Annotated in this window: 2 protein-coding genes; both read right to left on the bottom strand. The window is 77.9% G+C overall.

The window, feature by feature from the left end:
• Positions 1–157 precede the first annotated feature (157 nt).
• A complete protein-coding gene (locus HYE82_RS39170) occupies positions 158–535 on the bottom strand; it encodes an ATP-binding protein (protein ID WP_309144571.1) in 378 nt (125 codons plus the stop codon).
• A 574-nt stretch (positions 536–1,109) separates the two neighbouring features.
• On the bottom strand, positions 1,110–2,048 hold a 939-nt coding region (locus HYE82_RS36150), incomplete at its 5' end, for a protein phosphatase 2C domain-containing protein (RefSeq protein WP_179178455.1).

A 2,048-nucleotide genomic window follows, 5' to 3' on the forward strand; every position in this document is an offset into this window, starting at 1 on the left:
GCGCCGCCGGGCACGGGGCGGCGCAGCCCGAAGGGCCCGCCTGGTCGGCGGGCCCTTCGTCGTAGGCCGCGAGGTCCGTTAGGCCTCCTCGGCCTCCTCGGCCTCCTCGGTCTGCTCGGTCGGCTCGGTCGGCTCGGTTCGGCTCGGTTCGGTTCGGTCAGGCCTCGGCGACGCCGTGCAGTTCGAACCACACGACCTTGCCCGCCGCCGGGGCGCCCGCCGGGTCCACGCCCCAGGCGTCGGCGAGCGCCTGCACCAGCAGGAGCCCCCGCCCGTGCGTACCGTCGTCGGCGGCCGGTACGTACGGGCGCGGGGGCCGTCCCGCGGCGTGGTCACGGACCTCCACCCGCAGGCGGCCCGCGGAGAGCCGGGCGGACACCTCGGCGCCCTGGTCGGTGTGGACGAGCGCGTTGGTGACGAGCTCGGTGGCCAGGAGTTCGGCCGCCTCCGCGGTGTCGGCCCGGCAGCGGGGCCGCATCAGCTCCCCGAGGGCTCTGCGGACCTCGCCGACGGCCTTGAGATCGGCGCGGCCCACACTGCGGCGGAGCTCCGAGGCCCCCTCCCTGCCCGCCACCGCGGTCTCCGGGGCGGCGGGCTCCCGCTGGAGGGGCCGCCCTCTGCGCCACTGCTTCCCGGTCTTCGCCTCCACCCGCACGGCGATGCTCCTCCCCCGTATCCCCTGGATCTCGAACAAGTCCACGGAATGCATGCCCGCCGGGATATGCCGCACTCCTGCGGGCCCACTGCCGTGTCCCGTCGGACGGGCGGGATCGAGCCATCCGGATCACCCGGCCGGCCTGCCGTCGAGCACCGGCTCGCCGTCGGATGGTGCGAATCCGGTCACCGCCCCCTCCCGGATGTTCGGTGGAACGAACAGCGCCGCGGGGCCGGACACCGTGCCCCGGGAAGACGGACCCCGTCGGGGCGGCGGCGCGCGGTCCGCGCCGAGAAAGGCCGGAAACCGGCATTCCCCATCCGGCCGTCCCGGGTGGGGAGTTGCCGAACAGGCCCACTTTGACGGGCGGGCCGTACTGCACGAGGGCGAGGAAATCTCCCCTCGGTTGCGTCCGCACCGTCCGTCCGGTTCACCGGGCACGAACGCGCTCGTTTCACGGCTCCCAGACCGCGGCGGCCGTCCGGTCGTCGGCGTACCCCTTGACGCGCAGCTGCGTGTCGGCGAGGAACGCGGCCAGGCCGGGCGGTTCGCCGCCGGACCAGCGGGCCGCGAGCTCGACCGGCAGCAGCTCCTCCTCCCGCATCGGGTCGGCCAGGCCGCCCGAGCAGAGCAGCAGGGTGTCGCCGGGGCGGGCGACGGCCGCGCGGAACCGGAAGCCGGGGCCCGGGTCGGGACCGGGCTCGCCGTCGGGACCGGGCTCGCCGTCGGGGCCGGCTGGCGCGGGCGGCGGCTCGGCGGTCTCCAGGTCCTCCCAGGCGCCGGAGCGCAGCCGGAACAGCCCGCCCGGGCCGGCACCGAAGCAGACGCGGGTGCGGCACTCGGGGTCGATGGGCAGGAGCAGGGCGCGCAGTCCGGCGGTGTACGCCTCCTCGGGGTGGCCGAGTTCGGTGGCGCGGGCCCGCAGCCGCCCGTAGCCGCGGTCGGTGAGCCGCTGGAGCCCGGAGCGGAGGGCGTCGCGCCGCCCGGCACGGATGTCGTCGGCCAGCCGCGACCGGCTGCGGCCGACGGCGGCGCCGATCCAGTGGCACAGCTCGGCGGCGGCCTCCGCGGCTCCGGCGGCGGCACGGTCGCCGCCGGCGAGGGCCACCAGGACGAGGGCGTCGTCGCCGGATCCGAAGCGGGCGGTGAGCAGGACGTCCCGGCGGGCCTCGCCCCGGTAGCGGGCGGAGTCCCCGCGCACCGAGGCGGCGCGCAGGGTGCAGGCCCCGTGCCGGGCTCCCTCCAGAACGGTGTCCGGGATCAGGGCGTCGAGCGCGGCCGGGTCGGCGAGGGGCAGCGCGCCCGGCTCGGCGGCGTACGTGGGCGCCCGGTCACCCAGGTGCCGCACCTCGGGCCGGGCGGCCGCCGGCGGGGCGGCCGGCGGGGCGGGCGG

It is taken from the genome of Streptomyces sp. BR123 (assembly GCF_013401435.1).
Lineage (GTDB): Bacteria > Actinomycetota > Actinomycetes > Streptomycetales > Streptomycetaceae > Streptomyces.